Source organism: Candidatus Vallotiella sp. (ex Adelges kitamiensis), from assembly GCF_020342435.1.
Lineage (GTDB): Bacteria > Pseudomonadota > Gammaproteobacteria > Burkholderiales > Burkholderiaceae > Mycetohabitans.
In genome coordinates this window covers 787180-800515 of record NZ_CP080504.1, presented here as the reverse complement: position 1 = coordinate 800515, position 13336 = coordinate 787180, and the positions used below count along the sequence as shown (strand labels likewise).

Genomic DNA, 13336 nt, shown 5'->3' with positions numbered 1-13336 from the left:
CGATAGAACCCCTTCATTATGAGCGCACATCACCTATTTGCGGTGCGTTATTAAACTCAGCTGCTGATATAATCCTAGCTAGGACCCTTAGATCTTCACCAATCAGTTTAACTGAATGATAGCTTAGTCGTACCCGCTGATCGAGTACTGAAGGCGAATCAAAGTTAAACATGCTTATCGCATTGCCGATAAAAGACGGGTTAATATAGAGTAACAGCTCATTAACGCAGCCCTCACGTAATAATGAGCTGTTCAGTCTATAGCCAGCTTCAACATGCAACTCGTTAACGCCGCGCGCTGCAAGCATCCGTAGTGTCGCCTTCAGATCAACCTTTCCGGACAGATTCGGTAAGGCAATCACTTCAGCACCGGCATCTCGTAACATATGCGCCCGCTGTCTGCATTCTCTATCGTCGCGCTCGCATATAATAAGCGGCGGTACTCCGGATAAGATTTTCGAATCTAACGGCACGTTTAGACGACTATCCACTAGCACGCGTAGCGGTTGACGAGACGTTGACACTGCGCGCACGTTCATCCGTGGATTATCCACTCGCACTGTACCAATGCCAGTGCACACCGCGCACGCACGGGCTCGCCATGCATGTCCGTCTATGCGAGACGCGTTAGATGTGATCCACTGGCTTTGGCCATTTGGTAATGCGATGCAACCGTCTAATGTAGCGGCGATCTTAAGGCGCACCCATGGCACACCCTGAGTCATCCTGGATACGAAGCCGATGTTCAGCTCCTGTGCTTCTTTCAAAAGTAATCCACAGTGTACCTCTATGCCTGCGTCGCACAGCATGTCTAATCCACGCCCGCTGATCTGTGGGTTTGGATCTTCCATCGCAGCTATTACCCGGACAATTCCAGCCTCGATTAACATATTAGCGCAGGGAGGCGTATATCCGAAATGGCTGCAAGGTTCCAGCGTTATATAGGCAGTAGAGCCTATAGGAGTGTGTCCATGTAACAGAGCATCTTTTAGTGCGCAAATTTCTGCATGGGCTTGCCCAGCAGGCTGAGTAAAGCCTTCTCCAATAATTTTGCCATCCTTGACAAGTACACATCCGACACGCGGGTTGGGCGATGTTGTATATAATCCGCGCTCCGCAAGCGCAAGCGCGTGCCGCATCTGTAAGCAATCAAAGTCTGAGAACATGGTAGAGTTAAGTTAGTGTTTAGTGTTGCAGTGCAGTGTTAGGTGTAATCAACATGAAACCAGATTTGTATAAAATGCATGCTAGTACCAAGTATGTATCAGGGCATGTATTAGAAATACGTATTAAGCAAGACATATCATGGCATATGATGTAGGTAAAGCCTACGCAGTACTTCAGATACGAACATAGACCAGGCATAGAGTCTAGAGAATCTACGTTGAACGTTCTGACACCTAGACCAACTGGCTGTACAATGTGGGGAAAAGTTAGCTCACATTGCGTGAGATGCATGTCTCTTTAAGACTAAGTCGACGATAACCGACGCGGTTTTAGTGCCGGATACGCTAAATATTTCGTTTAATTGATGAACGTTAATATGCACATACGCTATGTAATGTGTGATGTCGATCATCAGACCAGCTTAGAAAAAACAACTAAGAGTTAACAGTCTGGATCCGGTTTTTATAAAAAGGCTACTGATATGACTGCAATCATAATCTTAGGTCTGAACAATGAAATAGGGCTGGAAAACCTATGAGTGAGCCCAGAACGCATTTATCGAGTCTTAGTACCGCTCGAGATAATACAGATCGATTGGTCAACGGTATTATGCGGAAAATCTTTTGGGTAGTTGGAATCTTAGCGTTTGTCGTTGCACTAAATAAAAACTCGAGGCGAAGGCGCACTAATAGGTTGACGCTACTCAGAAGTAAGAGAGTCAGCTTTGAATGCTTGGAATATCTTATGCATTCTATATGGTAAATAATTCCCTATTTTTTGATACCTGTAGCGCATTATTCAACGTCTTATTACTTGACTTATTGTTAATAGCAGCGTTTATTCCATATTACCGTATCTCGGTAAACCCTCGGTCGAGGGATCGCTTATTTGGGCGATTGCTAGCCCACCGATTCGGCGAGATGCTACCGCTGGCAGCAGACGCATTGTAGGAAGCGTCTCGATTGGAGAGACTCATAAGGTAAGAGGCTTAGGAAAGTATACGTATGTCAACCTTACTTTCTAATGAGAGGTTGTGTTAGTTAATTAGTGGGATAATCTACTTAATCTGTGCCCGACTATGCAGCGTTAGATTCAGATCACTTTACACTGATCTGACGCGATACTTGAATGGTGGATCAACTCATACCGGCTGACCCGTTCAAGCATTCCCGCGAGACTCAGACTAAGGATGGAGCATACTTATGCCATCGCCCAGTTGCTATTTCTTGACACGTATTCTCATTTAGAGCACGTAAATTTTTCACTGCTGCTCAAGAGGCAAAAATTTTTAAGCGCAGGTAGAAGCATGCCTATAATGTTTGCGTGAACCTAGAGTAAGAGCATCATAATTGACTAATCATCATCTATAGAGACGGGCATGTGATGAAATATATGTTATACTCATTACACGCGATGCACGTGAACAATACGTAATCTACTACTGAGCGTTCGAAAGTAATGCTCTACAAAAAATGCGTGCAGAGAGGCATGCTTGTGTTGTTATCCAACTAGTTTTCGCATAATATCTTGCTTGCTCTTCGTTTGTAACGAGGTCTCTTTTTAAGATTCTGGGCAGAATAGATATTGACTCTTGCAGGCGCGGGAGTCAGATGACACATTCCTATATCAATTCGTTATATATTTTCATAGCGTGACCTGAGTTACAATAGTACGTTGAGAGAATCCCGCGGATTAGACGTTACTTATTATCGACACGAGCAATTCTTACGTGCATATGAGTATCGTTATACTAATAAATACCACTGCAGTTCATTTTTTTAAAGAGGAAGATAGTAGTTTAGTGACTTGCTATTGCAATGATGCGTCTACGAATAAGTGCAGCGTCAAATTTTAGATGTCTTCACGCAAGTGATTGTCTTGCTTATAAGAAGGTTATCATCCTGCTTTTCTAGCGTTTCCCAATAAATAATTTGGTATTAAGTTCTGAGTAGTGATTCGTTGAACAAAAGTGTCAAGCGGGCACGTACAAGATACCCCATCATGTTGCTTCTAGCGTCTCCCCGAGAATGCATGAAGACCCCCAATAGAGCGGGTGCGAAATCTGAGCATTTCTAATGTTCCGATATAACTTCTTCTGATTAGACACCTGTTTTAGATGATTGGCATAAAAAATGTTCTAAGGCTGTTTAAAAAAATATAGTGCATAAGAGAAATCTCTCTTAAGCAGCCGATATCTTTCGTTAAAAATTGATTGATTACTCTAGTAATAATCAACAATCTCGCCGCAAATTATAGTTTGCACTAGCAAACACATTCGACAGAGTGAATCTGATGAAGATAGATCCATTGATTAAGGTCGGCATTCTAGCCGTTCTTAATTATTACCCCTATACGGCATACACACCGGCGTTGCGTTGAGATGGATTTTACGGATGTTTAGATCGACGAAAGAAATTTATCTCCCTAAAATTTAGCCCATTACTAAGTAAATAGTAAAACATCAAAAATACAGTGCGCTATTCATTAACAACTCGAATGTATTAGGGCGAGGCTAATGACGATAAATAAAATTGTTATCAGATATAAAAATACAGTATGCAACGTCTTTTTATCATAAATAAGCCAATCTAGAAAAATCATCGTAAATAGTTCTAGAGCGAGATAAACATGATTAGCGGGGTACCTAACTAAACTGCTGCTATTACTCTTCGGCTAGATCTAAGAATAAGTTACTAGCGAATAGTACTTTTAGCGGATTGAGGCATTTGAGCTAGTAGCTAGGGTATTAGATTAAAAAAGGGTAACTTATCACCATATGATGGATGTAGACAAATTCTACACAGAATTTATTACATTACTTGCTGGCATAGTCTCGGAATTAATTAATTGTCTAACCCCTCTATCAAGAGAATTCTCTGCACAAAGCTTGTCAGTGCGAATAGCTTAAACCTGCACTATCTAAGGCTAGGAAAACATATGATGGTCTCGATAACATATAACAGGGGAGTTTGAAAAAGAGAGAGAGCTACCTACTTCGAGTATTGCACCTATTCTACGCCTTTAGAGTTTCAGATTAGATTGGATAAATATAGCAATATTATCGATAATTATACTTACGATGAGGTTAGGCCGCACTGCATCATACAATAAAAAAGACATATAACTTTCACTTTAATTAAAGTTTTATTTCGGGCATCTCTTATAGAGCCGTCTAATTTGGGTATTAGTGCAACCATATTCAGACAATTTTCTAATTTTTAGGTTCGCTAACAACTGACTAGACATTGTATCGCTCTAACTTTGTTCTAGAGGGATAGAGAGAATAGATGTGAAATATATGACTTGATCTGTTAGATTCTTCAAGTTTTAAAACTTGTCTTTAATCTAATCGCTGGTATACAGCAGTCAGTCTAGTTTTTAGCCAACTACTGCCTGCTTTACCTTATTCACCTATAGCTAGTTTTCTTAGTATGTAGAGAAAAGCCTAGTGAGATAATAGCTCTTTGGATAGACAGTCTTATTGATTTATAGTGGCAGGTTCTATTTCTAATCGCCGGCAGCTTAATTGGATACCTAGCATGTTTAGACAAAATTGGAACGTCTTATCCGCCATGGTATTGCACATTAAACTAGCAGTATACAGTGCGGCGATAATCGCTAGAAATCTTATGTTTATTCCCTGTAGAGAACTGGATTCATCAGATATAAGTGTCAAGTGTATAGACCATAAAATAATTAATTAGTGCCAATCCCAGGCAACGCGTAGATACATATGTATATCTCTCTCTTGAATATGAAGGTGTTTCTGCATAGTGTCTATCATATAATTATGAAGAAGATGTAGATGGAGCTTGCTTACTCTTGATAATCCGGAAGATTACATTACAACTTATTGATACAAAGCAGTTTCTCTTCACACTAAATGTACCGTTTTATTCGGATTGTAGTTAAACTACACAGTGTCAAAAATATTTGTATCGGACTAGGATAATTGCGCACTTTGCGCGATGGCCTACTAGAGCTATACATCACAACGTCACCATTAGCATACAATGCAAGTTGATACAGGCTTTACATTTGTCCTTTTTGGCGGCACCGGCGATCTGGCGATGCGCAAGATTTTGCCAGGGTTGTACCAAGCTCACCGTAGCGGATTGCTGCCCGCAGCAGGCCGGATCGCTGCAGTCGCGCGAGGCTTTTGTAACCGTGAGGCGTATATACAGTGGATGCATACGCATGTACGACATCATGTGAAGCCAGCTAGCGATGATGTCTCGTGGAACGATTTTCTCGAGCGAATCTTATTTGTGAGGATCGATCTCGGACAGCCAGAGGATTATACGGTGCTGCGCGATACAATCTCACCGCTGCCTGGTATTCGAGTATTTTATCTGGCTACTAGGCCATCTCTGTTCGTTCCAATCTGCCGTGCATTAGCGTGCATGGGATTAAGTAATGGTGCACGAATCGTGTTAGAAAAGCCGCTTGGCTATGATCTAAAGTCATCTAGCGCGATTAATGACGCGGTCGGAGAGATCTTTGAAGAAGGTCATATATACCGGATCGATCATTACCTAGGCAAAGAGCCGGTTCAAAACCTACTAGCGTTACGTTTTGGAAACGCACTCTTTGAGCCACTATGGCGCCGCGAGTGGGTCGATAGCATTCAAATAACAATCGCTGAAGAATTAGGGGTCGAAGGACGAGGCGATTTCTATGACAATACTGGCGCGTTGCGTGATATGGTGCAGAACCACCTGTTGCAGCTGCTGTCTATCGTAGCAATGGAGCCGCCTCATTCGATGCATACTGACGCGTTACGCGATGAAAAACTGCGTGTACTACGTGCACTCAAGCCTATTGAGCTCTGCAATATTAGTCGCGTCGCTGTACGGGGGCAGTACTATACTGGTGTGCTTAAAGGTGTTGCTGTGCCCGCTTATGTGACTGAGCATGGCGTGAGTGCATCTAGTACAACTGAGACTTTTGTTGCCTTAAAAGTCGAGATCGAGAATTGGCGTTGGGCCGGCGTGCCGTTTTTCCTACGTACTGGCAAGCGTCTTTCTGATCGAGTTGCGGAGATCGTTGTTAACTTCCGCGCAGTTCCGCACTCAGTTTTCGGTTCAATGACGCTACGTAATAGCTCTAATCGTTTAGTGATTCGTCTACAGCCTAACGAATCGATCCGGTTATATTGCCTTGCTAAACAGCCTGGTGAGGGGATGAACTTACAAAGCGTACACCTGGATCTAGCTTTTGATGAGTTCTTTAAAGAAGATCGTATGGAAGCATACCAGCGCTTATTATTGGATGTGATCAACGGCCGACTAGCGTTATTTGTACATCGAGATGAACAGGAGGCAGCGTGGAAATGGGTCGAGCCGATTCTGTCCGAGTGGGCTCGACTTGGCACCCCTCCTAGAAGATACGCGGCAGGGACGTGGGGACCAGCTGCGGCTAGTGCATTACTAGCCCGGCATGGTACATGCTGGCTTGAAGAAGAAAACTAGAAAGCACGTCGTCGTACCAGCTTATTTGAACAGGACCCGTCTGCATGAAATGTTAGCGGGTAGTAGTTGAGGGAAGTATGGAGGAGAGGTGATCAGACTTCACGCTTTTGACAATATGCGCGCCCAACAGGACGCGCTCGTACAGGCGGTTAGCGATGCATTGCAGTCGTCCCTAACTACACGCACAGACGCTGCTCACGTTACGTTCGCAGTATCAGGTGGAACGAGTCCATGCTTATTTTTTCAGGCTCTATCGCGCCGAGCACTTGACTGGGCACATGTTAACGTCACTCTAGTCGATGATCGTTGGGTTCCCCTTATACATCCAGATAGTAATGCAAGACTTGTCCAGAATACACTGCTACAGAACGCAGCGCGAGAGGCGACATTCCAGCCGTTAGTCAATGTTGATCAGGCTCCTAACGCCTATGTTGTGGGGCTGAATGAGAATACCTCTCGCACGCTTCCAGATGTAGCCGTGCTTGGTATGGGCGAAGATGGTCATATTGCATCAATTTTTTCTGACGCGCCACAATGGGATTTAGCTACGCTAACTAGCGAGCGCTATATTCTAGTCCAACCACGGAAAGCGCCACATCTACGGATCAGCTTATCATTGTCGGCACTGAAGCAAATTAGTCGTTTGTTTCTATTGATCTCCGGGCAACCAAAGCTAGACGTTCTACGTGCTGCGATCCAGTATCCACAACATAATGCCATCTCCAAGCTGGCTAATGATATAGGAGTTAATGTCGATGCTTACTGGTGCGCCTAAAGCAGTAGTGGCTTGTGAGAGTCCACATCCAGATGGGCCGCGTCTGCTTGCTGACATAGGCGGAACCAATGCGCGTTTTGCGTTAGAATTTAGACCGGGAAAAATTGACGATATACGTGTATATCCTTGCTCGGACTATCCTTGTATTGCTGCTGCGATCCAAAAATTTCTGAAAGATAGTAAGATCATACGTGTAAGTCATGCAGCCATTGCAATTGCCAACCCCGTAGATGGCGACCAGGTGCAGATGACTAATCGCAACTGGAGTTTTTCGATCGAGGCTACGCGTTGCGCATTAGGTTTTGATACACTGTTAGTGGTTAACGACTTTACTGCATTGGCAATGGCTTTGCCATGCCTATTTGATGCACAACGTAGGCAGATTGGCGGCGGCGTGCGACGGCAGAATAGTATAATTGGGTTAGTCGGGCCAGGTACAGGTTTGGGTGTGTCAGGTTTGATTCCTGCAAACGACCGCTGGATTGCATTGAGTAGTGAGGGCGGGCATGCCACATTTTCTCCTCAGGATGAGCGTGAGGATCAAGTACTACACTATGCGCGCAAGAAATGGCGGCATGTGTCATTCGAGCGGATTTGTGCAGGACCAGGATTGGCGCTTATATACAGCGCCCTAGCTGCATATGATCAGAGGTCGCCTGGTCTACAACTTGAGCCAGCCGATGTAGTGCGGCGTGCTCAGGCGTCTGAGCCATTCGCACTAGAAGCTGTAGAGTGTTTCTGTGCGGTTCTTGGTACATTTACTGGCAATATTGCAGTGACACTCGGCGCCTTAGGTGGAATTTATATCGGGGGAGGTGTCATCTCTCATCTGGGAGAGTTATTTTCAACTTCTCCGTTTCGTACACGTTTCCAAGAGAAAGGCCGTTCCAAGACGTATCTATCAAATATACCGACCTTCGTAATTACTGCGCAATATCCAGCTTTCCTAGGCGTGTCTGCGATTTTAGCGGAGCAACTCTGGCATCGTGCTAGTGGAGAATCAGCTGTGTTCGGGCGTATCTGGCAGCCGCGCGATGTACTCACACCAGCTGATAGCATGTAGCCAATCTGGTGTTGCATTACCCGTTCTCAATCGGTTATCAATCGGTTATCAATCCAATCGTTGCTTCTCGGCTAAGCTGAAGTCGGTTAGCTAACTCATAAATCTCTTCTGTCGCGCGCTTGGTAACTATAGGATTAGCTAATTAATAGATAGAGCTTCTATAGCTAAGTTTTTAGGTGAATCGAAGCCAATTGTAACAAAAAGTGTTTAAACCTCAACAACCTTGAGTTGCGCCATATACTCCCTAAAAAGCTTGCCGCCGCATATATCTCGCATAATTTAAGGGTTATTGCGCAGGATTCATACTGGGAGCATCTTCTTATGCAGTGTGAAACTATTGCTTCAAGCGATGTCGTGTATATTTACATAACGTCTTTAGCTATCTAGGCAAAGGTGTGTATTGTTTGCCGTATCTAAATTTGGAGGGATGCAGAGCTACCTGACATTCTAAAAACGAAAATATAAGTTAGCGCTCAAGTCAAACTGATATAAAATTTATCACCTAAATATAGCCTATAGTATCTGTGGGGGAACATTAATAATAACCGCTTTGGTAGAATTAATTAAAATGCTGAACGTTTATAGAATGTTATAAAGAAATAGTTTTTACCAAACAGGGCTATACTATAGCTGATATTAAACCGTGCCCAGAGAGTTAAATTAATAGACTAAAAAACGTTCTAGAGACTGGCTTTCTACCATGCATTAGTTAGGCTGATGTCAAAATAAGACGACGCTTTGTTATAGTATCTATCTTTTAATTTTTTAAAATCTACGGGCTTGTACTGTATCCTAACGCGATGTACCACAATCTTTTGTGGTCTTAAGATATATTGAGTAATGCAATCTAGATAGTGATACGACAGCAAGATGGTCGATATATATGTACTGTTTTCTACAGTTGTTAGTAAAGAGTTATAGTGAGTTCGAGTTAGTATTCAACGCTCAGCTGACGAATCAGCTGAGCGTTGAATACCTCAGAGATTGATAATCATAAAGATAGAGGCCTGTGCATTGAATGTATAGATGTTTCTAGGCAAGTGGAATTCTTGCACGGGGCCTGACTTGTAGCGTGTATATTATTACATTAGAATAGCCTATTCTTAATTACTGAATAGCGTATTTAATGCGGCAGCGGCTTCGCTATCGATTGTGTTATATGTCACGCTATTAGCTTCAAAGATGTAGTACGTAGTATATTTGCCTAGTCGTCCTAGGATCTCTTCCCGTATTACCTCAAGCGACTCATCAATCTTCAAATACCACGCGGTTGACGATAATCTAGTCTGAAAAACGCCATATTCACTCATTAGCGTATCGAACTCATGAGCGTCTTGGTCACGGCAAATAATAACAAGATTTCCCTTCATGCGGCCTCCTGCATTTATTAAAAGCCCACCATGATAACGGTTAACAGTCACTGGACCAGGCGTTCGTCGCAAAGGTACTTAGTTAGACCTAACTAATAAATTAAGCTAGATTGATGAGTTAAATAAGTAACAAAGTTATAATAATAGTATTGCTGAGTATCGTATTAAGATTCATAAATATATATTTAGTTTCTAGCCGAGTTCCTAGCCTGTTATTCATAGTCTCCATGTTTTAATCATGTGTTTCAAGATAAACTCGGATATCTATCTTTCCCCACCGATAATATTTGATACTTAGTAGTATATCTTATCAAACTAAAAGTTAGCACTAGTGCATATCCTAATGATTTTAAGGGAGCTATAGCCAACTTTTGTATTTATAGTTAATAATGATAGCATCTGGAAATCTTGACAGGTATTCTCATACCATAAGATAACAGAGACAATCACCGTTTTGTCGGTTTATAGAAGCAAGACTTGTATCCCGGGTGGTTCATAGGAGCGATATAGTGTATTCACATTTCGGGCTCTGTGCCTAAGATACGAAAATAACTATAGATATCGATTCTCTTAAATTATTCTCAGTATTAGGGCGTATTGCTATTCAACACATTCTTAATCTCTTGTTAAGGTGTCCGATGTATGTTTACACTAAAAACAAGCATATAAATCAATACTATCAGTCTTCAGAGGAAGGAATTGTTGGCCTGTTTAAATATTCTAATTTAGATGATCTGTGTTGCTACATTATTGTTAGGCTGACCTTTCCACCCAGGGCAGAGCTACCTGCTACGAACGACGACAGCCTGCGAGTTCTGAGGCTAATTCTAACAAATGCCTAGTATGTGAAGCTACATTGTAGTCGTATAGAATATACTGATCGGGCTGAGTAAGCCGTACAGTGCTAGAGCGCCATCTCGAAAGTGCTTGTTCGATTGCTGCTGAGAAGCTTCCGGCATTTAGGTGCGAAAAGCGCCACTGCGCGTCCTTGCGTATGACTTCCGCACATCCGACGTTTTCAGCAGTAAGCACTGGCGTTCCACATAAGATCGATTCGATACCCACTAGCCCAAACGGCTCATAGGGCGATGGCACGATCGTGAAATCAGCTGCACCGAACACATGTTGCATATCCGTGCGATAGCCAAGCGAACAGATCCGCGGCGATAGACTAGTAACAGGGCGACCCGTAACTAAGAGATAAACTGGTTCTGAGGTCTTTTCAAAGTATGTTCGTAACAACTCAAATCCTTTTCCGGTATTGGCCACGAACACAAATGCAGCATATCCTTCCGGAATGCCGAGCTTCGCCCGCATCGTGTCACGATGTACTGGTATCATCGGCGAGAAGCGGTCGCTACGTACCGGGGGGTAAATAATACGAATCTTATTTGGTGCGATGCCAAAATACTGACGAATTTCTTGCTCCATCATCTTAGAGTGAGCAACGATTACACCTGCGTTTTGATATATTCGACGCTCCAGTGCGATTTGCAAGCCGTCGTTCCACTTTGGCTTGTTTCGCCCATAGCGCAATGCGCCCGGATGAGTTCCACCGCATATAACGATATCGCCTGAGTCGACCCGGTTACAGGCGATCACAATATCTGCTAGGCTACGTATACGGCGCGTCTGTAGCCTCCATGAAAACACTGTATCACGCAGCGCACGCGGCAGCCAGTTAACCTGGATAGCCTGTGCGTCGACAAGTTTATACTCAGGTAGCGTTTTATCAAATTTTCGGGCGAATACAATAGGGTATATATGTCTCTCCGCCATTGCACCAATGACGTCGCGTGCATAGCGCTCAAAGCCACCTGAATGACCTAAAACTTGGCATGACAACCCAATGCGTAGCCCCCGCCAAGTTTCATGCATCTCACTAGTATTATCATTACTATGCGCTGAAGGATCAGCGCACCGCGCATAGTAGTATTTTAGAAACGTTGCTCTCGCATTCATCCGCGCAATTTCCAAACCTGTTAATCCATCAAGAAATCCAGCTCGTAATATAAGCGTACGTACGAAAGCAAAGCCCCCATGTATAAAGGGGGTTAATACACTAATGCGATGAGTATGTAACTTTTGAGCAGCAGCACGAGCATAAGCTATCGTCTTCTCTGCTACTTCTTTTTTAGATCGATAGCTATAGTGCAATAACTGACCATCAAGGCGCCCAATAGGGCCATCAAAGATTAGCCGCTCGTGTACAATATCATCCGAGAATCTAGCTGTTCCACGGCGGAATAACCGGACTACCCAATCTGGTGACCAGCCAGAGTAATTAGCCCAGCAGCCGCAGAATTGTGAGCGGCGAGACATTGCATAGGCTATGCGGCTAGATTGGCCTTGCCCAGATAGTACCTTTTCGATAGATTTCCTTAATCGTAGTGTCACACGCTCGTCTGCATCTAGAGATAGGACCCATGGGCGGCTCGCGAGCGCTAGCGCCCGATTTTTCTGGGGGCCAAAACCTGGCCAATTTGCTGTGACAACTAGTGCACCGAAAGACTTGCAGATTTTCACCGTCGAATCGGTGCTGCCAGCGTCGACGACGATAATCTCATCGGCCAAGCTACTCACAACTGAAAGACATGCTTCGATGTCGTGAGCCTCATTGAGTGTAATAATGATCACAGTGAGCGCTTCGCGATACGCAGTCATAATAATGATCTAACTGTAGAAGGTAACATCGCACGACTATAGGTATAACACGGATCTATATTGGTTTATTTAGCAATACTTATCATTAATTTACTTACTTAATAATCTAGTTTTAACGACATTACTTTTGTGAAGAAGGTGATATTAGCGCAATATGGACGAGTATCACTAATGCAGAAAAGCTAGTAAATTATAGTAACTACTGTGGCGAGAAAGATAATCACGCTATCCTTAGAACAGCGTACGGCAGCGTACTTAAACCATCTAGATGAAAGATAGCACTACTGTCTGACTTTCCCGTCCCCCGTTCTCTAAAGCCGACCCTACTGACGTAAAGCGCGCTGTACGTTTTTTAGCCATCTTAGTGTCGTATGCGCTATAGAGTGAATATATCGAGTTAACACTAGCACTGAAATAATGTTTTTGCCAACTCCAGGTTGTTGATCCAGACTTATCACGCGCTTAAGCGTATATTAATCTACTAGCTCTTTCGCTTTAGTTTAGTATGACAGATACATAACGTATCTTTAATGCAGCTCTACAATAGCTCTTTGAATGAGAATATCTAAGATCACAGGTTTATGAAAGATGACAGTCATCTTCATCTTACTGCACTAGTATGTAGTATGGTCCCGCCGTCAGGATTCGAACCTGAATCTCACGCTTAGGAGGCGCGTGCACTATCCATTGTGCTACAGCGAGCAGGTTCTTCTATTTATTGTTAATAGCATATGATCTAGAGACCGGCATAAAATTAATGCACCAGCAGTATGGCGGTATATGCAGAAACTTCAAGATTTAGTGGCCATCATGATAGCATGAGTACG

The 13336-nt window shown here is 43.4% G+C and carries 6 protein-coding genes, 1 tRNA gene and 1 pseudogene; 4 read left to right on the top strand and 4 right to left on the bottom strand.

What is annotated here, in order from left to right; translation table 11 throughout:
* Positions 1-16 precede the first annotated feature (16 nt).
* On the bottom strand, positions 17-1165 hold the full coding sequence (gene ribD, locus K0T93_RS03005; RefSeq protein ID WP_225721220.1) for a bifunctional diaminohydroxyphosphoribosylaminopyrimidine deaminase/5-amino-6-(5-phosphoribosylamino)uracil reductase RibD: 1149 nt from the start codon (positions 1163-1165) through the stop codon (positions 17-19).
* Between the two features lie 756 nt (positions 1166-1921).
* Between ribD and K0T93_RS03000 the strand changes: the two genes are divergently transcribed.
* The 4 genes and pseudogenes from K0T93_RS03000 to K0T93_RS02985 all read left to right on the top strand — a co-directional run.
* The gene (locus K0T93_RS03000; protein ID WP_225721219.1) at positions 1922-2116 is read left to right on the top strand and encodes a hypothetical protein; all 195 of its coding nucleotides are present in this window, start codon (positions 1922-1924) and stop codon (positions 2114-2116) included.
* A gap of 3063 nt (positions 2117-5179) precedes the next feature.
* Positions 5180-6637: a glucose-6-phosphate dehydrogenase gene (gene zwf / locus K0T93_RS02995; RefSeq protein WP_225721218.1), complete on the top strand. Its 1458-nt coding sequence runs from the start codon at positions 5180-5182 to the stop codon at positions 6635-6637.
* Between the two features lie 88 nt (positions 6638-6725).
* Positions 6726-7412, top strand: a complete 687-nt coding sequence (pgl, locus tag K0T93_RS02990) for a 6-phosphogluconolactonase (RefSeq protein WP_225721217.1) — start codon at positions 6726-6728, stop codon at positions 7410-7412.
* Positions 7393-8537, top strand: a pseudogene (locus K0T93_RS02985) (glucokinase); the annotation flags it as partial. The gene pgl and the pseudogene K0T93_RS02985, both read left to right, overlap by 20 nt.
* A 1041-nt stretch (positions 8538-9578) precedes the next feature.
* Here K0T93_RS02985 and K0T93_RS02980 read toward each other — a convergent pair.
* The 3 genes from K0T93_RS02980 to K0T93_RS02965 all read right to left on the bottom strand — a co-directional run bounded on the left by K0T93_RS02980 (position 9579) and on the right by K0T93_RS02965 (position 13211).
* On the bottom strand, positions 9579-9845 hold the full coding sequence (locus K0T93_RS02980; protein WP_225721216.1) for a double-stranded DNA-specific endonuclease: 267 nt from the start codon (positions 9843-9845) through the stop codon (positions 9579-9581).
* Positions 9846-10634: 789 nt separating this feature from the next.
* Positions 10635-12509: a glycosyltransferase gene (locus K0T93_RS04400; protein ID WP_320412654.1), complete on the bottom strand. Its 1875-nt coding sequence runs from the start codon at positions 12507-12509 to the stop codon at positions 10635-10637.
* 627 nt (positions 12510-13136) lie between these two features.
* Positions 13137-13211, bottom strand: a tRNA-Arg gene (locus tag K0T93_RS02965).
* Positions 13212-13336 lie beyond the last annotated feature (125 nt).

What these genes read in the sequence shown, in the direction of transcription:
- K0T93_RS03000 (WP_225721219.1), top strand. Translation starts at nt 1,922, where the DNA reads ATGGTAAATAATTCCCTATTTTTTGATACCTGTAGCGCATTATTCAAC.
- zwf (WP_225721218.1), top strand. Translation starts at nt 5,180, where the DNA reads ATGCAAGTTGATACAGGCTTTACATTTGTCCTTTTTGGCGGCACCGGC.
- K0T93_RS02980 (WP_225721216.1), bottom strand. Translation starts at nt 9,845, where the DNA reads ATGAAGGGAAATCTTGTTATTATTTGCCGTGACCAAGACGCTCATGAG.
- K0T93_RS04400 (WP_320412654.1), bottom strand. Translation starts at nt 12,509, where the DNA reads ATGACTGCGTATCGCGAAGCGCTCACTGTGATCATTATTACACTCAAT.
- ribD (WP_225721220.1), bottom strand. Translation starts at nt 1,165, where the DNA reads ATGTTCTCAGACTTTGATTGCTTACAGATGCGGCACGCGCTTGCGCTT.